This window comes from Marinoscillum luteum, from assembly GCF_044005705.1.
GTDB classification, from domain to species: domain Bacteria; phylum Bacteroidota; class Bacteroidia; order Cytophagales; family Cyclobacteriaceae; genus Marinoscillum; species Marinoscillum luteum.
In genome coordinates, this window is sequence record NZ_JBIPKE010000018.1 from 297768 (window position 1) to 318310 (window position 20543).

General features: G+C 47.2%; 18 protein-coding genes. 9 read left to right on the top strand and 9 right to left on the bottom strand.

Translation table 11 applies throughout. The features are described from left to right. Positions 1-9: 9 nt before the first annotated feature. From ACHKAR_RS14805 to ACHKAR_RS14825, 5 genes are all read right to left on the bottom strand, one after another. Positions 10-1134, bottom strand: a complete 1125-nt coding sequence (locus tag ACHKAR_RS14805; protein WP_395418142.1) for an endo-1,4-beta-xylanase — start codon at positions 1132-1134, stop codon at positions 10-12. A gap of 80 nt (positions 1135-1214) precedes the next feature. Further along, on the bottom strand, positions 1215-3965 hold the full coding sequence (gene galB / locus ACHKAR_RS14810) for a beta-galactosidase GalB (protein ID WP_395418143.1): 2751 nt from the start codon (positions 3963-3965) through the stop codon (positions 1215-1217). A gap of 258 nt (positions 3966-4223) precedes the next feature. Beyond that, positions 4224-4829, bottom strand: coding sequence for a superoxide dismutase (locus tag ACHKAR_RS14815; RefSeq protein ID WP_395418144.1), 606 nt, complete (start codon positions 4827-4829; stop codon positions 4224-4226). Between the two features lie 59 nt (positions 4830-4888). Beyond that, complete coding sequence (locus tag ACHKAR_RS14820) at positions 4889-5350, bottom strand: nucleoside deaminase (RefSeq protein WP_395418146.1); 462 nt, start codon at positions 5348-5350, stop codon at positions 4889-4891. Then, positions 5347-5916 carry a hypothetical protein gene (locus ACHKAR_RS14825; RefSeq protein ID WP_395418148.1) on the bottom strand — a complete coding sequence of 190 codons (570 nt, stop codon included), beginning with the start codon at positions 5914-5916 and terminating at the stop codon, positions 5347-5349. Before ACHKAR_RS14825 ends, ACHKAR_RS14820 begins: the two co-directional genes overlap by 4 nt. Before the next feature lie 86 nt (positions 5917-6002). Between ACHKAR_RS14825 and aspS the strand changes: the two genes are divergently transcribed. Together aspS and ACHKAR_RS14835 are read left to right on the top strand one after the other, a co-directional pair. Then, positions 6003-7766, top strand: coding sequence for an aspartate--tRNA ligase (gene aspS / locus ACHKAR_RS14830; RefSeq protein ID WP_395418150.1), 1764 nt, complete (start codon positions 6003-6005; stop codon positions 7764-7766). Between the two features lie 57 nt (positions 7767-7823). Next, positions 7824-8726: a glycerophosphodiester phosphodiesterase gene (locus ACHKAR_RS14835; RefSeq protein WP_395418151.1), complete on the top strand. Its 903-nt coding sequence runs from the start codon at positions 7824-7826 to the stop codon at positions 8724-8726. Here the strand turns inward: ACHKAR_RS14835 and ACHKAR_RS14840 are convergent. Together ACHKAR_RS14840 and ACHKAR_RS14845 are read right to left on the bottom strand one after the other, a co-directional pair. Beyond that, on the bottom strand, positions 8723-9706 hold the full coding sequence (locus tag ACHKAR_RS14840) for a tetratricopeptide repeat protein (RefSeq protein ID WP_395418153.1): 984 nt from the start codon (positions 9704-9706) through the stop codon (positions 8723-8725). The genes ACHKAR_RS14835 and ACHKAR_RS14840 overlap by 4 nt on opposite strands. A gap of 40 nt (positions 9707-9746) precedes the next feature. Next, a complete protein-coding gene (locus ACHKAR_RS14845) occupies positions 9747-11321 on the bottom strand; it encodes an amidohydrolase family protein (protein WP_395418155.1) in 1575 nt (524 codons plus the stop codon). 68 nt (positions 11322-11389) lie between these two features. Between ACHKAR_RS14845 and ACHKAR_RS14850 the strand changes: the two genes are divergently transcribed. The 4 genes from ACHKAR_RS14850 (at position 11390) to ACHKAR_RS14865 (ending at position 16016) form a co-directional block, all read left to right on the top strand. Continuing rightward, positions 11390-11944: a thioredoxin family protein gene (locus ACHKAR_RS14850; RefSeq protein WP_395418157.1), complete on the top strand. Its 555-nt coding sequence runs from the start codon at positions 11390-11392 to the stop codon at positions 11942-11944. Positions 11945-12038: 94 nt separating this feature from the next. Beyond that, on the top strand, positions 12039-12857 hold the full coding sequence (panB, locus tag ACHKAR_RS14855; protein WP_159583949.1) for a 3-methyl-2-oxobutanoate hydroxymethyltransferase: 819 nt from the start codon (positions 12039-12041) through the stop codon (positions 12855-12857). A 63-nt stretch (positions 12858-12920) separates the two neighbouring features. Further along, the gene (locus ACHKAR_RS14860) at positions 12921-15149 is read left to right on the top strand and encodes an NADP-dependent isocitrate dehydrogenase (protein ID WP_395418159.1); all 2229 of its coding nucleotides are present in this window, start codon (positions 12921-12923) and stop codon (positions 15147-15149) included. A 12-nt stretch (positions 15150-15161) separates the two neighbouring features. Continuing rightward, positions 15162-16016: a sulfurtransferase gene (locus tag ACHKAR_RS14865; RefSeq protein WP_395418161.1), complete on the top strand. Its 855-nt coding sequence runs from the start codon at positions 15162-15164 to the stop codon at positions 16014-16016. Here the strand turns inward: ACHKAR_RS14865 and ACHKAR_RS14870 are convergent. Further along, a complete protein-coding gene (locus ACHKAR_RS14870; protein WP_395418163.1) occupies positions 16013-16879 on the bottom strand; it encodes a hydroxypyruvate isomerase family protein in 867 nt (288 codons plus the stop codon). The two genes, ACHKAR_RS14865 and ACHKAR_RS14870, sit on opposite strands and share 4 nt — an antisense overlap. Positions 16880-17016: 137 nt before the next feature. Between ACHKAR_RS14870 and ACHKAR_RS14875 the strand changes: the two genes are divergently transcribed. Together ACHKAR_RS14875 and ACHKAR_RS14880 are read left to right on the top strand one after the other, a co-directional pair. Continuing rightward, positions 17017-18717 carry a GMC oxidoreductase gene (locus tag ACHKAR_RS14875; protein ID WP_159583943.1) on the top strand — a complete coding sequence of 567 codons (1701 nt, stop codon included), beginning with the start codon at positions 17017-17019 and terminating at the stop codon, positions 18715-18717. Between the two features lie 2 nt (positions 18718-18719). Next, positions 18720-19295: a gluconate 2-dehydrogenase subunit 3 family protein gene (locus ACHKAR_RS14880; RefSeq protein WP_395418164.1), complete on the top strand. Its 576-nt coding sequence runs from the start codon at positions 18720-18722 to the stop codon at positions 19293-19295. A 32-nt stretch (positions 19296-19327) separates the two neighbouring features. On the opposite strand, the gene ACHKAR_RS14885 is transcribed toward ACHKAR_RS14880, so the two are convergent. Then, a complete protein-coding gene (locus tag ACHKAR_RS14885) occupies positions 19328-19822 on the bottom strand; it encodes a hypothetical protein (protein ID WP_395418165.1) in 495 nt (164 codons plus the stop codon). Between the two features lie 87 nt (positions 19823-19909). On the opposite strand from ACHKAR_RS14885, the gene ACHKAR_RS14890 reads away from it, so the two are divergent. Beyond that, complete coding sequence (locus tag ACHKAR_RS14890) at positions 19910-20539, top strand: LON peptidase substrate-binding domain-containing protein (RefSeq protein WP_395418166.1); 630 nt, start codon at positions 19910-19912, stop codon at positions 20537-20539. Positions 20540-20543 lie beyond the last annotated feature (4 nt).

The following is a 20543-nucleotide window of genomic DNA, read 5'->3' on the forward strand; positions in this document are numbered from 1 at the left end:
TCAGGCACCTTAGGGTGCCTGACCATCCAGGCCATTTCTGAAGCCATCGTATGCTGGTTTGGGCTCAAAATTGTTGTCATATAAAAGTGGCCAGTCTGTGCCTCCTTCATATATCCAGCTATCCTGATCTCTGAATCCCCAAACGGTGATCCCGAATTGTTGATTTTTTGGTACGATTTCTCCGTAGTAAAAGGCCAACCGCTGAAATTGCACAGACTGGGATATCGCTCTTTCGGCGGTCAGTTCGGAAATATCGTCATTTGGGTTGACGGTGATGTCCAATTCTGAGGAATGTATCAGTAACCCGGTATTGGCAATTTCCTGAAAGCCATTCTGAATGTCAGTGATTGTGGGCCATTGATAGTTAATATGTACTTGTGCACCTATGCCATCTATTGGAATATTGTTGCTCTGAAAATCACTCACCATGCTAAGGATCGCACTCCTTTTGCTGGAGATTCCAATCACATTATAGTCATTGTAGAAGAGTTTTACATCAGAGTTGGCTTCCCGGGCCCATTGGAATAGCTTTTTATGAAAATCAGCTCCCATTCTCTGTGAGAATAGTGAAGATCTTACACTAGTGCCATCAAAGTACTCATTGAGCACATCCCAGCTGGCCACTACCGAATTGCCCAGACTGTCTTTTTCCTCTGCGAAATGGGCGACTGTTTGCTTGATGTAGTTCTCAATGAGTTTAGAAAATTCTTCGTCAGTGCCGGCGTAATTGGTGAGCCATCCGGGGATAGAGGAGTGCCAAACCAGCGCATGACCATGTACTCTGAGCCCATTGGCTTTTGCGTAGGCTACAATCGCATCTCCATCACTCCAGTCGTAATTATCAGGACCTCTGAATATATTGGCCATTTTCATGTCGTTTTCAGCGGTAATACTGTTGTAGTCATTGAGTAATATCTCTTTAAACTTGAGATTATCCTCTGAATTGGAGGCTAGCTTGCTGGCCGACACAATATTGCCAACCGGGAAGGCTGCGAATTCTGTGAGGTACTGTTTTGATGGAGTGCCATCTCCATCAGAGGGCCCACCAAAGCTTGGTTTAGGCATTTCTTCTGAGCTACAATGGATAAGGGTGATACTCAATATCAGTAGAACAATGGCCTTGATTATTTTCATTTGTGTATTCATAGGATAATCATGTGTATAAATCTTGCTTTTGCACAACCGGTTGTTTTTTATTGTGCGAAATAAAATATCTACTTGTTCACTCCTTTTAGAGGACCGTCTTTGGCGGACTCGATAGTAAGGGTATAAGGATCCAGTCCGGGCGATGTAGCTGTGATTCTGATCGGCACGGCTTGCCCCTTTTGGGACTGAATAATTGCCAATGCTTTTCCGCTAAAGGTCTTTCTCGTTGGTGACGAGAAGGATGTCAGATCTGTTGGGTCACCATTGTCAGTTGCCAGTATGTTACCTGGCCCCTCTATCGTGAATGATACCGAATGAGCAGCATTCGGGATTTCGAGATTATTTTCATCCAAAATCAGGGCAGTGATAAAGGCCAGATCTTTTCCATCTGAGTTGATTACACTTCTGTCAGCCATCAGCTTCAGCTTAGCAGGAGCACCTGTGGTCTTGATCATGTCTTCAGACCACTCTTTTCCTTCCTTATAAGCAATGGCTTTGAGGGTTCCGGGTTCATAGATCACATCATCCCATCTTAGCCTGTATTCAAATGGTTTTTTCTTTTTCCTTCCCAATGACTTTCCATTCAGAAAAAGCTCCACTTCATCTCCGGAAGTGAAAATGTGCACCGGGGTGATTTTCCCTATCCTGTCAGGCCAGTTCCAGTGAGGCAAAATATGAACCATGGGGAAATCGGGTCTCCATCTGGCCTGATATAGATAGAAGCGATCTTTCTTGAATCCTGCCAGGTCTATGAGCCCAAAATAGGAACTTCTGGAAAGGTAATAGGGGGTAGGCTCTCCCAAATAATCCCAACCACTCCAAACGAACCCGCCAGCTACATAGGGGTGCATATCTAAGGAGCTAAACACCTTATCAGCAGAAGAGCCGAAATTCGCGGTGTGAAGTTCGTATGCGCTGACGTAGCCTTGGGCAGGGTCTCCTCCAACCGAATCGCTGATCGGGGCACTTATTCCGTCTACCACAGGGAACAGGTAGGTGCCACGGCTACTAAGTGCAGCGGAATTTTCGCTGCTAATGATCATTTTGTCTGGAAATTTATCATGAAATTTTGGATACAATGGAGGAGTGTTGATCCCTTTCAGGTGAGCGTAAGCGGGCGCATTTCGAATCCCCTCACCCTGATAGTTGAGGTTGATCACTTCCACTTCAGCCGTGATGGGCATGTCGGGTTTTGCATAGTTGAATGAAGCAGATGTAGGTCTGGTGGGATCTTCGTCATTAGCTATTGCTCTGAGCTTGGCTGCTACTCGGGCCCCAGCCTCATCAGTGTACTGCTCGCCCACCTCGTTGCCAGTGCTCCACAGGATTACCGATGGGTGATTTTTGTCACGACGGATCATGGCTCTCAGGTCTTGCTCGTGCCACTCCGGGAATATCAGGTGAAAGTCCAATGGTGTTTTTTTGCGCTCCCAGCAATCATAAAGCTCGTCCACCACCAGAAAGCCCATGCGATCGGTCATATCTAGTAGTTCGGGGGCAGGTGGATTATGGGCGATTCTGATAGCATTGCATCCCAATTCTTTGAGCATTTCAAGCTGTCGTTCAGCGGCTCTGTCATTCCAGGCAGCGCCCAGGGCGCCGAGATCATGATGTTGGTTCACTCCCTTGATATAAACAGGTTCACCATTGACAATCAGACCTCTGTTTGCATCAAATTCGATGGACCTGATACCAAACTGGGTTTCATATTCATCCAGTATCTTGTGATCACGGATGACCTGAGTGACCGCCAAGTAGAGGTTAGGCTTTTGGGAAGGAGGTGGCCCCCAGAGTTTTGGGTTTTCCAAGATGACAGAGCTTTCGACAGAATGCCTCGCATTTGGCGAAAGGACAAGGGTTTTCCTGTCAAATTTCTTAACAAATGAGCGCTCGGAGGTGCCATTTTCTAGGGCGTAGATTGACGTCACTACCTCCACGTCATGGCTTGCGTCAGAATTATTGCTGATGTCTACCGTCAGACTAATTTCCGCTGATTTGCTTGAGACGTTGTTCGTTTTAATAAAAGTGCCCCAGTGTGCTACGTGAATTGGATCGGTTTTAACCAGCCACACATTTCGATAAATACCTCCACCAGGATACCACCTCGAGGAATTCGGCGGGTTATCAAGTCTTATAGCGAGCTGATTGTCTCCGCCAATTTCAAGATATGGTGTGAGGTTGATTCGCCAAGAGGAATATCCGTATGGCCAGCCACCTGCCAAATGACCATTTACCCACACCATGGCATAGGACATGGCTCCGTCCACATCCAGAAAAATCGATTTTCCTTCGTCTTCCTTCGGGATTTCGATCGTCTTGCGATACCATGCCACTCCGGGGCTTGGGAGTCTTCCCATTCCTCCACCTACCGGAGTGTTCCACCCTTCAAAGAATGGGCCCTGTATGGCCCAGTCATGAGGGAGGTCTATAAGCTCCCACGTATGGTCATCGTAGTCTCTTTGCACCAGCGGGTAGGTGCCTCCTGGGTTGCCATCCGGGCGGACACTTTTTTTTGAGGGATCGCTGATAAACTCATTACCTGTAGGCAGTATCCAGGGCTTAAGCACCGCCATATTGGTGGATACTTCTATCGCTTCCGTAGGCTTCGAGTCTGCAGCTTTGTCATCTTGTGTGTCAGTAACCTCTGGTCTTACATCATAGATGAGGCTGTCAGACTCATCCGATGATTGATATTTCATAAAGCGCCAATCATCGTTGATCGAGATGCGCTCACGTGCTGCGTTTTGAGTGTCCTCCTGCTTACAACTGATGCTGCTGAGCAGGATTAATGCAACCAGATAGCCGGGTAATTTTAGCATAGTTCCGAAATGTTAGACATCCATTGAGTTTGAGTAGAGTTATTGCTGGTTTGGTAAACTTAATAAATTTATGCAATCGGTTGTGTAAATATTAAAACTTAGAGTACTTTCTGGGCATGAACGGACGTGGGGCTGAATTTGGTAGGGGTGAAATGGGGTGAGTCAAGAGGGATGTTAACAGACCCAGGTTGTGAGCGAGAATCATAAAAAAAGGTCCATTCCTATGAGAAATGGACCTTTTCTGGGAAGGTGTGCTAACTACTTAGCAGCTTCGTAATTTTTATTCACTTCTGCCCAGTTGATTACACTGAAAAAAGCATCAATGTAGTCGGGCCTTTTGTTTTGATATTTCAGGTAATAGGCATGCTCCCATACGTCCAGTCCGAGGATGGGCCTTCCACCACATCCGGCCTCTGGCATCAGCGGATTGTCTTGATTGGCCGTAGAGCAGACCTCCAGTTTTCCGCCCGGGTGTACACATAGCCATGCCCAGCCCGATCCGAATCTGGTGGCTGCCGCGTTGCTGAATTTTTCTTTGAAGGCTTCAAAAGAACCAAACGAGTCGTGTATGGCGTCCATAATAGTGCCCGAAGGGTTTCCGCCACCATCTGGTCCCATGATGGTCCAGAACAATGAGTGATTCCAATGACCGCCACCGTTATTTCGTACTGCTCCGTTGCTACTGTGCTTGGTCAGCAGCTCTTCCAGTGAGAGGCCAGCCATGTCTGTGCCTTCGATCGCCGCGTTTAGCTTGGCTACATATCCTGCATGGTGCTTTCCATGATGAATTTCCATAGTCTGCTTGTCAATGTTTGGCTCAAGGTCATCATGTGCATAGGGTAAATCTGGTAGTTCGAATGCCATTTTGGTATATGTTTTTAGTTTAGAAATCTATTGATTAGTCAAATATAGAACATAGCAACCTATGAATTGTTCCCGCGCATCTTTCTAAAAAATGATTTGATCAATTCAGAGGACTCATCTGCCAGCAGCCCGGTGATGAGCGTGGTTTGTGGATGCAATATATTAGGGTTGGCCAGATGGTAGCCTCTTTTCTCATCTTTCGCCCCGTAGCACACCTTGGCTATCCGCGACCAGTACAGTGCTCCGGCACACATGGTGCATGGCTCGAGGGTTACATACAGTGTACATTGGTCCAGGTATTTGGAGCCCAGAAAATTCTGTGCCGCGGTGATGGCCAGCATCTCGGCATGGGCCGTGACATCATTGAGCCTTTGCACCTGGTTGTGTGCCCGAGCAATGATCCGGTTTTGGCAGGTGACCACTGCGCCTACAGGTATTTCCTGCTCCTCAAAGGCTGCCTCAGCTTCTTTCAGTGCCTGGCGCATATAGTGTTCATCGCTATGAATGCTCAGCGTATTCATGATTTGATCCTTACGCTTTCCATCATTCTTTGAGCGGTTTCCTGCCATTGGGGACGAGCTCTCAGCGGACAGGTGAAGTTGAAGAGTAGCACTTTATTATTTCGTAGGGTATATTGTATGTAGGTATACTTGGAGATGCTGCTGTTTCCCCCAAAGGTGCTCTCTTCGTCGGTGATTTTAGAGATAAATTCAAATACGATGAAGGGCCTTCCCCCGATTTCACGAATTTCTTCCTGTAAAAATTCCACTTCTGTGAAGAGGTTGGCAATGTTGGCTTTGTAAAAGGCCTGTAGAATGGGGAGGTCATCACCCGCCCAGGCACTGCTGGTTTCATTGATTCCCAGATCAATGTTTCGATCCTCACTGGTGTACATGGCAATGGGAGTGCGTGAGGACACATATTTGCCAATGAGTTCGGACTGGCTCATGGGAATGAACGATTCAGGCACTTCCATGGAAATATCTTTGGTGACTTTCTGGCGGGTCACGGAAATCTGAGCAGTAGCGAAATGGCTAAGGGTCAAAAGAAGTAAAATCATTATCCAGAGCTGTTTGGGTAGTTTCATCGGTTGTTGAGATTTATTATTTCAAAGCTAAAACTATTGTTAAATTTGCCGCTGTTTTAACAGGAAACGACGCAAAAAATAATAAAATGTTGAGAACACATACGTGCGGGGAGCTTAGAAGCAGTCACATCGGTCAGCAGGTGACCATGGCCGGCTGGGTACAGAAGATTAGAGACAAAGGTGGAATGATATGGGTAGACGTTCGGGATAAGTACGGCATCACTCAGCTCATCTTTGAGGAGGGGAAAACTGATGAGAAGACGCTAGAGCTGGCGAGAAGGGTAGGTCGCGAGTTTGTGATTTCAGCGACAGGAGAAGTGGTGGAGCGTGTGGCTAAAAACGATAAAATCCCGACAGGGGATGTGGAAATAAGGGTGAAAGAGCTGACGGTACTCAACGAGTCGAAGACCCCCCCATTCATTATCGATGATGAAACGGATGGTGGAGAAGACTTACGGGCAAAGTATCGATACCTCGATTTGAGGAGGGGGATTGTCAGGAAAAACCTGGAAATGCGCCACCAGCTGTTGCAAAAGACCAGAGCCTATCTGTCTGATCACTTATTTACCGAGGTAGAGACTCCTTACCTGATCAAAAGTACACCTGAGGGCGCGCGCGATTTTGTGGTGCCTTCACGTATGAATCCCAATCAGTTTTATGCTTTGCCTCAGTCTCCACAGACTTTTAAGCAGTTGCTGATGGTTTCGGGATTCGATCGGTATTTTCAGATCGTGAAGTGCTTTAGGGATGAGGATCTGCGCGCAGACCGTCAACCGGAGTTTACACAGATAGACTGTGAGATGTCATTTGTCACCCGAAAGGACATACTGGATACTTTCGAAGGACTGATCAAATATCTTTTCAAAGAAGTAAAAGGGGTGGATCTCGGTGAGCTGCCTCACATCTCCTATGCTGATGCCATGACCAAATATGGCTCTGATAAGCCTGACCTGAGGTTCGGAATGGAATTCAGGGAGCTCAACGACCTGACTCAGGGAAAAGGGTTTGTCGTATTTGACAGTGCGGAGTTGGTCGTAGGGATCAACGCGACTGGCTGTGGTGAGTACACCCGCAAGGAGTTGGATGGATTGACGGATTTTGTGAAGAAACCACAGATTGGGGCAAAGGGCCTGGTGTATGTGAAATGCAACGAGGATGGCTCCTTTAAGAGTTCTGTAGATAAATTTTATGATCAGGAGGCATTGAAATCCTGGGCTGAGCGTTTGGAGGCGAGCCCCGGTGATCTGCTGCTGATTTTGGCTGGGGAGGCCAATAAAACCAGGAAGGCGCTTTGCGAATTGCGTCTGGAGATGGGCTCAAGACTTGGACTCAGAGACCGCAGTAAGTTCACGGCCGCCTGGGTGGTTGATTTCCCGCTATTGGAGTGGGATGAAGATTCTCAGCGATACCACGCAATGCACCACCCATTTACCTCACCAAATCCGGAAGATTTGGACAAACTTTCCACAGATCCAGGAAGTGTGAGAGCCAATGCCTATGACATGGTGGTGAACGGAGTAGAACTTGGAGGTGGGTCTATCAGGATTCACGACCGAACCCTGCAGTCACAAATGTTTGATGCCCTCGGTTTTACCAAAGAGGAAGCTCAGGATCAGTTTGGCTTTTTGATGAGTGCTTTTGAATATGGCGCTCCTCCGCATGGTGGTATTGCATTTGGTTTTGACAGACTCTGCGCACTTTTCGGAGGACAGGACAGTATCAGAGATTTTATCGCGTTTCCTAAAAACACATCAGGCCGCGATGTTATGATCGATTCACCATCCCTGATTGACTCAGCACAGCTTCAGGAGCTTCACCTAAGTTTGACAAAACCGGCAAAAAGCGAGTGAACCACGTGGTAATGGATGGTTATTTTTATAACTTAATGCGACTATTCGACAACTGAAATGACTAAAAAATTTCTTCTTTATTCATCACCTGTCATGGTGTTGTTTTTGGCTGTCGCTTTATTCGAGCCTTATATCTATCTGCATTTCCTCACGAGTCCGGTGATTGATAAGTCCCTGAAGAAAGAACACTTTGACATCATCGCTCATAAAGGAGCTTCAGGGATTGCTCCTGAAAACACCATGGCGGCATTTCGTGCGGCCATCGAAATGGGTGTGGATATGATAGAACTGGATGTGAGAAACACCAAGGATGAGGAAATAGTGGTGTTTCATGATGAGTTTCTGGACAGGACTACCAACGGCACAGGGGCCGTGCATGATTACACATTGGAGGAAATCAGGCAGTTGGATGCGGGTTCATGGTTTGATCCCAAATTCAGAGATGAGCGTGTCCCAACACTCAAAGAGGTGCTGGACCTGATCAATGGAAGATGCAAGGTGCTTATAGAGATCAAGCACATGGATCACCCACATTATCATGATTTTGCTGAGAAACTTGTGGACGTGATCCGAGAGGAAAAGAACGGCTATGAATGGATCATCCTCCAGTCGGAAGAAGTAGAGTACATAGAAGCTGCTCATGAGTATGATGATCATGTGCAGACCAAAAAGCTCATGATCGGTGAAGATTCTGCGCCTTTGATTGCGTTTTATGTGGAAACAAAAATGCACCTGGGGCGGGCCAAGGAGGATGATCGAATGAAAGCACTCAATCCTGAATACCACACGCTATCTACCCGGCGGGTTTTCAGGATGCATGCCCGGGGATTTCAGGTATATACTTATTCACCTAATAATCGTGAGGACATGGTGAAAATGCTTCACATGGGGGTAGATGGTATCATTACCGATTATCCTCAAATCCTCATTCAGATCCGAAAGGATATCGAGGCACTCTAAAGATTGCCGAGAGAGACCTTATCTACTTCTGCAGCGATATACCCGAATCCGTCCCACTGTGGGTTGCGGAGTATCTTGTCAATAAGTTCTGTGGCGATATCTACCTGACCATTGTACAAATACCAGTTGGCCACCCCATACCCTATGGTGGGATCAATGCTGTCATTGTCACGATCTGCTTTATCCAGGAGGTCTTCTGGTTGGTAGTGGCCCTGATACATCATCAGTCGTTGATGGTAGGCATAATTTTCAACAATATTCATCCTTCTGGAAATGGGAGCGAGTAGCTCCTGAGCTGCCGGCAGGTTTCCGATTTTCCGGTAGGTCATATAAAACCAATCCGTGGTAGCCACTATCAGGTCATCATTGTCGGCGTAGGTGATGCATTTTTTGAAGGAGGAAATAGCTTTGTCATAGTTTCCTTTCAGATAATATGCAATGCCAAGGTGGTACCAGATGTTGAATTTATCGTTAGAAAGGGGCTTATTAAGCCTGTTTGGTAGTCCGTCAGGTTCTATTTTATTTTCGGCGGGTCGGGCATAGAAAGCCGCCCTCTGCAGGTCTTCGATGGCCGCATCAAATTTCCTCACGGTAATGTACCTATGGCCACGATGCCTCAGCAGCCTGTAGGAATTAGGATTAAGATCCAGCCCAATAGAGTAAATGCGAATGGCTTCCTGGTAGCGGCCCAGATAGGCCATGCGTCGCCCATACCAAATGATATTGTCCAGATTTTCCGGATCGCTTTCATATTTTTTCCGTGCATCCTCCAGCTGCTCCAGTCTTTTTCCCATGACTCTTTCTGAAAGTTGCTTGGGAGGCAGCACGGTACCCAGCAGTGAGACCATCCTGCCAGATGGATTCGTCGGAACCTGTGGTGCCGCGTTGGGCGTATCTTCCTGACCCTTGCTGGATTGAGTCTCAATGCAGGCAGAGAGCGCGATCAGTATGAGGAGGAATAGAAATCTGGGGTTGAGCATATTGATAGTTGGATTCTGCTAAAAGTAGGAATTTTGTACCTCAATCCCAATTGGGATATCCTGGTTGAGTGATTTCACCATCTGTTAATTTGGCTTCTTTCACCATTTCACGCACATCTTTCAGGAGTTTTTTGGCGTCATACACTATCCCGTCTTTGATGGTGTATTTTACGCCACCGGCACGTATTATTTCATTCTCTTCGGTCAGCCTGATGGCTCCCGTTCCATACAGCACCTTCAGGTCTGCAAGGGGGTTTTCCTCTACCAGCACCAGATCTGCCAGTTTGCCTACCTCTATGGTGCCAATCTGACTCTGAAGCCCAAGGGCTTCTGCGCCCATTAGGGTGGCGGATCGAATGACTTCCAGTGGATGAAAACCGGCTTCCCTAAGGAGCTCCAGCTCCCGGATATAAGCAAATCCATAAAGCTGATAGATGTAACCACTGTCTGATCCGGTGGTCACCCGCCCACCCCGATTTTTGTATTCATTCACAAATGTCATCCAGAGCAGATAATTCTTCTTCCAGGCTACTTCCTGCTCCGTGCCCCAGGCGTGCCAGTAAGATCCGTGAGATACTTTGCTGGGGGCATAAAAATCCCACTGTACAGGCAGGGTATAGTCCTTGTGCCAGTCAGCATTTCTGGCTCGCATGAGGTCCCGGTTGGCTTCATAGATGTTGAAGGTAGGATCCAGGGTGAAGTCCCGAGCCAGCAATGTATTCATTACCTCATTCCACTTCTCCGAGCCCGGAGCTGCGGCCTGCTCCCAGAGCTTGCCTGCTTCTTCAAAGCGCTGCTGTTCATTCTGGTAGTTGTAGTCTGCCGGGTAGTGCTGTACAGTACGATCATGAAACATGGCCTCAGGGAGGCCATACCAGTGTTCCATCGTGGTAAGTCCCCATTCCGAAGAGTTAAGGACATTTAACCAGGCCACGTTGGTTTGGGCGTGATGGCATGCAGCCCCCAGTCCCAGTTTTTTGTTTTCTTCCAGCGCTGCTTTCATGATCTCAGGCCGGGCACCGAAAAATTTTATGCCATCAGAACCGGCTTCAGCATTGGCGCGCACCCATTTTCGTGCTTCCTCTTCCGTATTGATGCCATCGGACCCCATTCCAAACCCCGTGTAGGAAATGATTCTTGGAGCGGTGATCTCGTTTTTGGAACTTCGCTTTTTGTGATCAAGCGTCCAGTCTCTGCCCTGAAAACTTCCGGGCTCACGTATGGTGGTAATGCCATGTGCCATCCACAATTTGAAGACATACTCCGCCGGAATCTCAGAGATAGATCCGATGTGGCCGTGCATATCTATAAACCCGGGGAGGACATACATGCCTTCAGCATCTATTTCATGATCGTTTTCGCCACTTCTGGGTCTTTTGCTGTTGTCAATCGACACACCAGGATAGCCCACTATACTGATCTGGCTAATCCTGTTTTTTGTGATCACAATATCTACCGGCCCCATAGGTGGTGCTCCATTTCCGTTAATCAGGGTAGCCCCACGGATAATCAGGCGATCATAGGGGCCGTCGCCCTCAGCACGCTCTGGGGCAGGTGTCTGGGCAAAGACCAATCCTGTAATGAAAACAAAAAGTAGGGCAAATGGGTATCTCATGGTGAAACTTCGTGATAATTTTGAAGTTCAATTTAATTCATTTTTTGTAGCAAAAAGTAAAGATCAAAATGTCACTCACCTTATCCAGCATGATGTCACTAGGCACACCGGCTCCAGATTTTAGGCTACCGGATGTCGTTTCAGGAAAATCAGTATCCTTATCCGAGGCAAGAGGAGCGAAAGGCACGGTGGTCATGTTCATCTGTGCGCATTGCCCTTATGTGATTCATATTCAGGAGGAGATAGCCAATATTGCTCATTATTATCAGGATAAAGGGGTTGACTTTGTGGCCATTTCAGCCAATGACGTCATCAAATACCCCGGAGATAGTCCGGAGGCCTTGAGGGAGCAGGCCCTCTCCGTGGGGTTTACCTTTCCGTATTTATATGATGAATCCCAACGTGTGGCCAGGGCTTACAAAGCTGAGTGTACTCCTGATTTTTTTGTGTTTGATGAAAACAATCTCTGTGTCTACAGGGGGAGAATGGATGAAGCCTCTCCAGGTAATGGGAAGCCGGTAAATGGTAAGGATTTGAGGGGTGCTTTGGATGCGTTGGTGTTGGGTGATCCTATTTCCGATGACCAACACCCGAGTATGGGATGTAATATCAAATGGAAGTGACAAAGAGTCGTTTCAGATGAAGTAGGTTTTTATTAATTTGCGCCTTCCCCGACGATTGGGCATTACCCCGATAAACAACCTGACCCCACAGAGTATGAGCACAGCGCAAGGACAATTTAAGAAAATCACCACCCACAGGCTTCAGGAGATGAAAGCGACCGGAGAGAAGATAGCTATGCTCACTGCATACGATTACTCCATGGCGCGTATTCTGGATGCCTCCGGTATCGATGTGATCCTGGTAGGAGATTCAGCGTCCAATGTCATGGCCGGAAATGAGACTACCCTGCCCATCACACTGGATCATATGATCTGGCATGCCACTTCGGTGGTCAAGGCCGTTCACCGTGCACTCGTGGTGGTGGATGTTCCTTTTGGGAGCTATCAGGGCAATTCTTCTGAGGCACTCAGATCAAGTATCCGTATTATGAAAGAATCCGGTGCACATGCGGTAAAGATGGAAGGTGGCATTGAGATCAAGGAAAGTATCTCCCGAGTGCTGTCAGCGGGGATTCCTGTTATGGGACATTTGGGGCTTACGCCTCAGTCTATTTATAAGTTTGGCACATATAGTGTGCGCGCCAAAGAGGAGGTAGAGGCCGAAAAATTGAAATCTGATGCACAGATTTTACAGGACATTGGGTGCTTTGGTATCGTACTGGAAAAAATCCCAGCCAGTCTGGCCAAAGAAGTATCAGAGTCCCTGCACATCCCGATTATTGGTATAGGAGCAGGACCGGATGTAGATGGTCAGGTGCTGGTGGTGCATGATATGTTGGGAATCACTCAGGATTTCAAGCCCAGGTTTTTAAGACAATATGCAGATTTGAATAAAATCATTGGTGAGGCTACCACCAATTTCATCAAGGACATTAGGTCCAAGGATTTTCCCAACAAGGAAGAAAGTTATTAAATACAAACTAAGTACAAATACGATTTGAGTCGTCAAACAATGGCTCAGGAAACTCAGGAACAAATGGCAAAACAAGGCACAATTATTTACACTATTACCGACGAAGCTCCGGCTCTGGCAACTCATTCTTTCCTACCTATCATCCAGGCATTTGCCGCGCCCGCAGGCATTCAGCTCGAAACCAGGGATATTTCTCTGGCAGGGAGGGTCATTGCCAGTTTTCCTGAAAGACTTACAGCAGACCAGCGAATCACTGATGACCTGGCTGAGTTGGGCAATCTGGCAAAAACGCCAGAAGCCAATATCATTAAACTGCCCAATATCAGCGCTTCAATTCCACAGCTGGTGGCGGTGATCAAAGAACTTCAAAGTAAAGGCTACAACCTGCCTGATTACCCGGCTGAAGCCACCACAGAGGACGAAAAAGACATCAAATCACGATACGACAAAGTAAAAGGGAGTGCAGTGAACCCTGTGCTGAGAGAGGGAAATTCTGATCGGAGAGCCCCCAGAGCCGTGAAAGAGTATGCCAGGAAAAACCCACATTCGATGGGTGCCTGGGGAGCAGATTCCAAATCAAACGTTGCCCACATGAAGGATGGCGATTTTTACGGAAGTGAAAAGTCTGTCAGCGTGAGTGAGCCCGGTGATGTGAAGATAGAACTGGTAGAAGCAAACGGAGCGGTGTCTGTATTGAAAGAAAAAACTTCATTGAAAGCAGGTGAGGTGATCGATGCATCAGTTTTGAGCAAGAAGGCACTGAGAGCTTTCTTCGAGCGTGAGATAGAGTCTGCCAAAAAGGAAGACGTCCTCCTTTCGGTACACCTGAAAGCTACTATGATGAAGGTGTCCGATCCCATTATTTTTGGACATGCGGTTTCAGTGTTTTTCAAGCCTGTTTTTGAAAAATATGAGGCGACCTTCAAAAGTCTGGGAGTAGATGCCAACAATGGAATGGCAGATCTGCTTGCAAAAATTGAAACCCTTCCTGCAGCTGAGAAGGCGAATATTGAAGCAGACATTGCTGCATGTTATGCTGCTCGTCCAGAATTGGCCATGGTCAACTCTGACAAAGGGATCACCAACCTGCATGTACCTAGTGATGTGATTATCGATGCCTCAATGCCTGCGGCTATCAGGACTTCTGGCCGTATGTGGGGCCCGGATGGAAAACTAAAAGACACCAAATTCATTATTCCTGACCGGTCATATGCGGGCGTTTACGCAGCGGTGATTGAGGACTGCAAGGCCAATGGAGCCTATGATCCTACTACTATGGGGAGTGTACCCAACGTGGGGCTCATGGCCCAAAAAGCAGAGGAATATGGCTCTCACGACAAGACTTTTGAAATCCCTGGAGATGGTGAAGTGCGAGTAGTGGATGCCGCTGGCAATATATTGATATCCCATCAAGTAGAGGCCGGAGACATTTGGAGAATGTGTCAGGTGAAGGATGCCCCGGTGCAGGATTGGGTGAAGCTTGCTGTTACCCGTGCGCGTGCTTCCAAAACCCCTGCTGTATTTTGGTTGGATGAGAACCGGGCGCACGATGCGCAGTTGATTCAAAAAGTGAATCAGTACCTGAAGGATCATGATACCAGTGGCCTGGAAATCCACATCATGTCACCAGTAGCGGCTACCAAGTTTACCGTAGAGCGAATCAGAAAGGGACTGGATACCATTTCGGTTACAGGCAATGTGCTCCGCGATTACCTGACGGATCTTTTCCCAATATTGGAGGTTGGTACCAGTGCCAAAATGCTTTCAATTGTACCATTGATGAATGGTGGTGGGCTGTTTGAAACTGGGGCAGGAGGATCAGCGCCTAAGCACGTACAGCAGTTCGTAGAGGAAGGCCATCTGAGGTGGGATTCCCTTGGAGAGTTTTTGGCCCTGGCAGCGTCTTTGGAGCACCTGAGTATTGCAGACAGCAACCCTCGCGCTCAGGTGTTGGCTGATGCGCTGGATGCAGCTACCGGTAAATTTTTGGAGGAAAATAAGTCTCCATCCAGAAGTGTGAATGAGCTGGATAACAGAGGTAGCCATTTTTACCTGGCCATGTATTGGGCAGAAGCCCTTGCAGCACAAGACAATGATGCAGCCCTCAGAGATCTTTTCACTGGGGTAGCTAAAGAGTTGAAAGAGCAAGAGTCTGTGATAAATGGAGAATTGCTTGCCGCTCAGGGAGCTCCTGTGGATATTGATGGGTATTACAAGCCTAGTGAAGAACTCACCTCCAAAGCCATGAGGCCGAGTGCTACGTTCAATACCATTCTTGATCGATTGAAATAAAAACAACAAACCATGGAAGTGAATTCGCTCGACTTGCCCGACGCACTGGTTTCAGTCAATTGGCTGGCTGAGCGAATTCACCATCCCGAGGTGATTGTATTGGATGCCAGTATCCCGCCGGTACAGGGCGAGGTGGATCCTGCCCTTGTCGGAATTCGGATTCCAGATGCCCGGTTTTTTGATATAAATGGTCGGTTTTCTGATCTCACCACAGACCTTCCACATATGATGTGTTCGGCAGAGGCCTTCACACGTGAAGCACAAGCCCTCGGAATCAATCAGAGCCATACCATCATTTTATACGACTATTTGGGAGTGTATGCCTCTCCCCGGGCCTGGTGGATGTTTCGGGCCATAGGTCATGAGCGCGTGGCCGTTCTCAATGGCGGCCTGCCAGCGTGGAAGGCAGCTGGTTTGCCCACGGAGCATATAGTAAGTGCTGAGTTTGAGAAAGGTGATTTCAGGGCCAACCCTCAGTCTGGGTTTTTCCGGAATGCTGATCAGGTATTGAACGCTATGGGAAATGAAATGGAATGTCTGATAGACGCGCGATCTGCGGGTCGCTTTCACGGGACCGCTCCTGAGCCCCGCAAGGGATTGAGAGGTGGGCACATTCCAAATTCTCTCAATCTTCCCTTTACAGAACTAATCAGAGCCAATCAGCTAATTCCTAAAGAAGAGCTCAAAGGGATTTTTGCAAAGCTGGAAATCAAGGATCAGCATGTTACCCTATCATGCGGGTCAGGTCTTACTGCTTGTATCCTTGCCTTAGGTGCACATGTCAGCGGTTATCAAAACCTATCTGTATATGATGGCTCCTGGAGTGAATGGGGTCAACCTTCAGAGCTTCCCGTGGTGATGGATTAAACATCACATATACGAACGCCCTGAGCCAGGGAAGCAAACACATCTTCATTTTTAGGAATAAATTCCTGGGCCACATATCCGGTAAACCCTGTAGCCACTATAGCTTCCATGATGGCTTTATAATTGAGCTCCTGAGTTTCATCAATTTCGTTTCGGCCAGGTACACCTCCGGTATGGTAGTGCGCGATGTAAGGATGATATTTCTGGATAGTAGCGATGATGTCACCCTCCATGATCTGCATGTGGTAGATGTCGTACAGGAGTTTGAAATTTTCCAGCCCCAGTTTTTCACAGAGCCCGGCACCCCATTCAGTATGGTCACATTGATAGTCAGGATGATTCACTTTGGAGTTGAGAAGCTCCATGCAAATGGTCAGACCATATTCCTGGGCTTTTTTCACCACAGGCTCCAGGCCTATGGCGCAGTTTTCCATGCCCTGATCATCCGGCATTCCATTTCTGTTACCAGAAAAACAAATGATATTTTTCAGGCCTGCATCCGCCACCTTTGGGATCAGATCAAAATAGTCCTTTTTCAATTGCTCATGCAGTTTGGGATCATTGAAGCCGTCTGTCAGGCTCAGAGGCACACAGTTGGCCATGGCGCAGGTCAGCCCATATTTTTGCACGATCGGCCATTCATCCGGGTTGAGTAATTCTATCGAAGAGATCCCTATTTCTTTGGCTGCTTCACAGAGTTCTTCCAGGGTGTTTTTACCATATGGCCAGCGACATACCGAATGATTGATTTTTCCCTTCATTTCTTTAATGCTTTGTGAATGACCAAACTCGGGAAAGCCAATGAACCCGAGGGCTGATAATCCGGCCATGTTTTTGAGTGCTTTTTTTCTGGAGATCTTCATGTGTTCAATGAGGGTATGTTATGTCTTTATTTTGACTGTAGCGCCAAAAGAAAACGTTTTCATTAAAAATACATCAAAAAGCCGTCTAAGATTTGGCTTCAGATTGATTAGTTTCGATTGTTCACAAATTAAGATCAATGAATTTTAATAATAAAGCAAAAGCGGAAAACACCTACGATGCGATAGTGGTAGGTACAGGCATCAGTGGAGGCTGGGCCGCTAAGGAATTAACCGAAAAGGGTCTGAAAACCCTGGTACTGGAGCGGGGACGAGATGTAAAGCATATCAAAGATTACCCCACCATGAATTTGAATCCCTGGGAGCTGCCTCATGACGATCAGGTTTCTGCAGAGGAGAAGAAAGATTATGATGTTCAGCTGAGAACTGGATACACCATCAAAGAATCTACCAAGCATTGGTGGGTAAAAGATACAGAGCATCCCTACACTGAGGTCAAGCGATTTGACTGGATTCGCGGTTATCACGTGGGAGGCAGGTCGCTTCTTTGGGGGCGTCAGTCCTACAGGTTGAGCGAAATGGATTTTGAGGCGAATGCGAAAGAAGGAATAGCTGTAGACTGGCCGATCCGATACAAAGACGTGGCACCCTGGTATGATCATGTTGAAACACATATAGGGGTAAGTGGTCGGAATGAAGGAGTACCACAGTTGCCAGACGGTAAATTTTTACCTCCCATGGAGTTCAACTGTCTGGAAGAGCATGTGCGTGATAGCATTTCAAAAAACTTTGAAGACCGCCTGCTGACGATTGGAAGGGTGGCCAATATCACTCAAAATCACAATGGCCGGGCGCATTGCCACTATAGAAACCTGTGCATGAGAGGATGTCCCTTCGGAGGTTACTTCAGTAGCCAATCCAGTACACTTCCGGCTGCAATGGCCACCGGAAACATGACCTTGCGGCCACAATCAATCGTGATGGAGGTGCTTTATGATCCTGAAACCCGTAAGGCTTCGGGTGTGCGTGTGAAGGACGCGGAAACGGGAGAGGTGCAGGAATATTACGCGAAGATCGTTTTTCTCAATGCATCAGCGTTGGGATCTACTTACATACTGATGAACTCCAAAAGTGAGTACTTCCCCGAAGGAATGGGGAATCAATCGGGCGAGTTGGGTCACAACCTGATGGACCATCACTTCAAAGCAGGAGCTGAAGGTGAGTTTGATGGCTTTGAGGATATGTATTACTCAGGACGAAGACCAAACGGTATTTATGTCCCCAGATTTAGGAATATCAATGAAAAACATCCTGATTTTATCAGAGGCTATGGCTACCAGGGTGGTGCCAGCCGTGAGTCATGGAGGTCATCTATTGCCGAGTTGGGGATAGGTGAGGAGTTGAAAGATGATATTCAGACCCCAGGAAAATGGAGAATGGGACTGATGGGCTTTGGTGAAATGCTCCCTTACCATGAGAATAAAGTGACCCTGAATCCAGATAAGCTGGATAAGCATGGCATGCCCACTTTTATTTTCGACTGTGAGTTTAAGGACAATGAACTAGCGATGCGAAAAGACATGCAGTCTTCGGCTGCCGAGATGTTGGAAAAGGCAGGGCTGAAGAATGTCAGTACTTATGATAACATAGGAGGACCGGGACTGGGTATCCACGAGATGGGTACCGCGCGTATGGGTAGGGATCCGAAAACTTCCGTATTGAATAAGTGGAATCAGGTGCATGAAGTGAAAAACGTGTTTGTGACCGATGGTGCTTGCATGACGTCCTCTGCTTGTCAGAATCCATCGCTTACCTATATGGCCCTCACGGCCAGGGCAGCAGATTTTGCAGTAAATGAATTGAAGAAAGGAAACCTCTGATCATGGAAAATATCAAACGAAGAGAAGCACTGAAACGTACCGCCTGGATAATGGGAGGGGTATTGAGTGTCCCCACTGTTGCGGGAATTTTGAATGGTTGTACGCCCAAGCCAGAGCTTACCTGGACACCTACATTTTTCTCGGAGGATCAGGCAAGATTGGTGATGCAGATAGCTGAGGGAATTTTGCCGGAGACGGATACCCCAGGAGCCAAGTCACTCGGCGTACCGGGGTTCATTGAGGAAATGGTGAGCGTAGTATACGATCAGGGGGCCCGTGAGGCGTTCATTAAAGGACTCGAGCAGTTCGAAGCGGATTGTAACTCGCAGATGGGGGATTCTTTTATTGCACTTGCTCCCGAAAAACAGACCGAATTCCTTCAAAAACAAAATTCAGAGCTGAAAAATTGGGAGAACGGGCGTCCATTCTTCTGGACCATAAAGGAGTTAACCATAGTGGGGTACTACACTACAGAATATGGGGCTACCGAGGCATTGCAGTATCAGGCCATTCCTGTAGAGTACCATGGCTGCTCTCCTTTGAGCGAGACTGGTAACGGTAAGGTCTGGGCTACCTAAGGAAGAATTGCCGACATGGGCGCCCACGGTGCCTATGTTTTTTCATAGTTTTCATGAATGTCGCATCCCAGTTTCTCTGAGATCGGAGTTAATCGTTTCATGAGATTGGCGGGGTCCGGATCACTGATCAGAAAGTATTTGTCTCCTTCTACAAGTTTTAGAAAGGCCATGTACTCATTGAATTTGGAAGTTCTCACCTGACCTGACCATGAGGTCATCCGTTGAGCCTTTTTGGTTTCATTGACGAAGATTTTCTCAACTTCCTGAAAGGATTTGGTTTTCCCATTCTTGAAACTAAGTACCCAGCTAAATACGGAGATGGTTTTCTGCTCAGGGTCTATTTCCAGAATGTAATAGGCAGACCACATGGCAGGGATCAGAAATGAAATGCCTATGCAGATGACTATAGCTGGAAATTCTGAAAGTTGAAGTAAAGAGAAGGCCATTGAGCCGAGCACAATGAGGGTTCCGACCATTCTGAATTGCCAGGGTAAAATGCGGCCTTGATTAATACGTATTTTGTTCACGGCGTACAAATGTGAGATGATTGGCTAAGGTCATCAATTTTTTAAAATTTATTCAAAACTCTCCGATTACTCTAGCGTTGTGTAGATATGGTGAAAGATATTCCTCTGTTTCCGTTGAATTTGGTGGTATTTCCGAGGGAAGAACTCAACCTTCATATTTTCGAACCCCGGTATAAGCAACTGATCAATGACTGCCTTCTTACAAAAACTACTTTTGGCATTCCCTCCTATGTGGAGACCCGAATAGAGTACGGTACCGAAGTAAAGATCGTGGAGGTATCTAAGTTGTATGAGGATGGGCGAATGGATATTAAGACCTCCGGACTGAGAATTTTCAAAGTGCTTGATTTTCAAAATCCATGGGATACCAAGCAATATGCCGGCGGTCCCGTGGAGTTGGTTGAGTGTATTGACGATACCGACGCCTCCAAAGCCATCAGGATAGTAGAGCTGTGCCGGGAGCTTTTTGAGTGGCTGCATATGCAAGAGGAAATCGGTTTAGGAGAAACAGCGGTGATGTATGATGTCATCCACAAAATAGGGCTGAAGCCAGAGGAGGAGTACCAATTGCTGAAGATGAGCTCTGAAAGTGAGCGGCAATCTTATGTGATCAATCACCTGGAAAACCTGATACCGGCACTCGAAAGAGCAGAGAAGGCCAAAGAAAAAATCAGAATGAACGGACACTTCAAGCACTTCGACCCGTTAAAATTCTAATCAT

What these genes read in the sequence shown, in the direction of transcription:
- ACHKAR_RS14805 (WP_395418142.1), bottom strand. Translation starts at nt 1,134, where the DNA reads ATGAAAATAATCAAGGCCATTGTTCTACTGATATTGAGTATCACCCTT.
- galB (WP_395418143.1), bottom strand. Translation starts at nt 3,965, where the DNA reads ATGCTAAAATTACCCGGCTATCTGGTTGCATTAATCCTGCTCAGCAGC.
- ACHKAR_RS14815 (WP_395418144.1), bottom strand. Translation starts at nt 4,829, where the DNA reads ATGGCATTCGAACTACCAGATTTACCCTATGCACATGATGACCTTGAG.
- ACHKAR_RS14820 (WP_395418146.1), bottom strand. Translation starts at nt 5,350, where the DNA reads ATGAATACGCTGAGCATTCATAGCGATGAACACTATATGCGCCAGGCA.
- ACHKAR_RS14825 (WP_395418148.1), bottom strand. Translation starts at nt 5,916, where the DNA reads ATGAAACTACCCAAACAGCTCTGGATAATGATTTTACTTCTTTTGACC.
- aspS (WP_395418150.1), top strand. Translation starts at nt 6,003, where the DNA reads ATGTTGAGAACACATACGTGCGGGGAGCTTAGAAGCAGTCACATCGGT.
- ACHKAR_RS14835 (WP_395418151.1), top strand. Translation starts at nt 7,824, where the DNA reads ATGACTAAAAAATTTCTTCTTTATTCATCACCTGTCATGGTGTTGTTT.
- ACHKAR_RS14840 (WP_395418153.1), bottom strand. Translation starts at nt 9,706, where the DNA reads ATGCTCAACCCCAGATTTCTATTCCTCCTCATACTGATCGCGCTCTCT.
- ACHKAR_RS14845 (WP_395418155.1), bottom strand. Translation starts at nt 11,321, where the DNA reads ATGAGATACCCATTTGCCCTACTTTTTGTTTTCATTACAGGATTGGTC.
- ACHKAR_RS14850 (WP_395418157.1), top strand. Translation starts at nt 11,390, where the DNA reads ATGTCACTCACCTTATCCAGCATGATGTCACTAGGCACACCGGCTCCA.
- panB (WP_159583949.1), top strand. Translation starts at nt 12,039, where the DNA reads ATGAGCACAGCGCAAGGACAATTTAAGAAAATCACCACCCACAGGCTT.
- ACHKAR_RS14860 (WP_395418159.1), top strand. Translation starts at nt 12,921, where the DNA reads ATGGCAAAACAAGGCACAATTATTTACACTATTACCGACGAAGCTCCG.
- ACHKAR_RS14865 (WP_395418161.1), top strand. Translation starts at nt 15,162, where the DNA reads ATGGAAGTGAATTCGCTCGACTTGCCCGACGCACTGGTTTCAGTCAAT.
- ACHKAR_RS14870 (WP_395418163.1), bottom strand. Translation starts at nt 16,879, where the DNA reads ATGAAGATCTCCAGAAAAAAAGCACTCAAAAACATGGCCGGATTATCA.
- ACHKAR_RS14875 (WP_159583943.1), top strand. Translation starts at nt 17,017, where the DNA reads ATGAATTTTAATAATAAAGCAAAAGCGGAAAACACCTACGATGCGATA.
- ACHKAR_RS14880 (WP_395418164.1), top strand. Translation starts at nt 18,720, where the DNA reads ATGGAAAATATCAAACGAAGAGAAGCACTGAAACGTACCGCCTGGATA.
- ACHKAR_RS14890 (WP_395418166.1), top strand. Translation starts at nt 19,910, where the DNA reads ATGGTGAAAGATATTCCTCTGTTTCCGTTGAATTTGGTGGTATTTCCG.